1 pseudogene is annotated in these 639 nt (G+C 63.4%); it reads left to right on the plus strand.

The window, feature by feature from the left end:
• Window positions 1-310 precede the first annotated feature (310 nt).
• A pseudogene (locus EOA86_RS37370) lies at window positions 311-639 on the plus strand (ABC transporter permease); the annotation flags it as partial.

Below are 639 nucleotides of genomic sequence, written 5' to 3' on the forward strand. Positions count from 1 at the left end.
AGCGGGAGCATTGTTCCGCACCGTTGCGGAGCGCGAAAGTTACGGCATGGATCCTAGGGTCTGCGCGGCGTCGCTTCGCTCCTTGCTTCGCCCTAGGATGACGAAGGCGTGGTTGGCCGCTCCCTCTACGCACGCCGCTTTCCGGCTCCGCCCTAGGATGACGAAGAACAGGCATGGCCACATACGCGGCAGCGCTGCCAGCAGAGGGTGGTTGGCGGCGTTGCAGCCGAAGTCACCCGACCTCCGCTTCGCTCCGGCCCCCCTCTCCCCGTCGGGGAGAGGAGGGGACCAATCTCGCGAGGATCGCTAGATGGACTCTTTTCGCGACAAGATCGTTCCGGTGACCTCGATCATCGCTGGCGTGGTCGTTGTCTGGTATGTTTTCGCCGTCATCCTCAACGCGCCGTTCCAGCGCGATCTCGACCGACGTGCCGGCGAGACGCCGGGGGTTGTGGAATTCATCGGCAAGACGATGTCGCAGCCGAAGCCGACGCTGCCGGCGCCGCATCAGGTTGCTGTGAATTTCTTCGAGAACACTTTTCTGCGCAGCGTCACCAGCAACCGCAGCCTTGTCTACAATGCCTGGGTGACGTTGTCCTCGACGCTGCTCGGCTTTGCCTTCGGCACGGCGCTCGGCAT

The organism is Mesorhizobium sp. M5C.F.Ca.IN.020.32.2.1, from assembly GCF_004023105.1.
Taxonomy (GTDB): domain Bacteria; phylum Pseudomonadota; class Alphaproteobacteria; order Rhizobiales; family Rhizobiaceae; genus Mesorhizobium; species Mesorhizobium wenxiniae.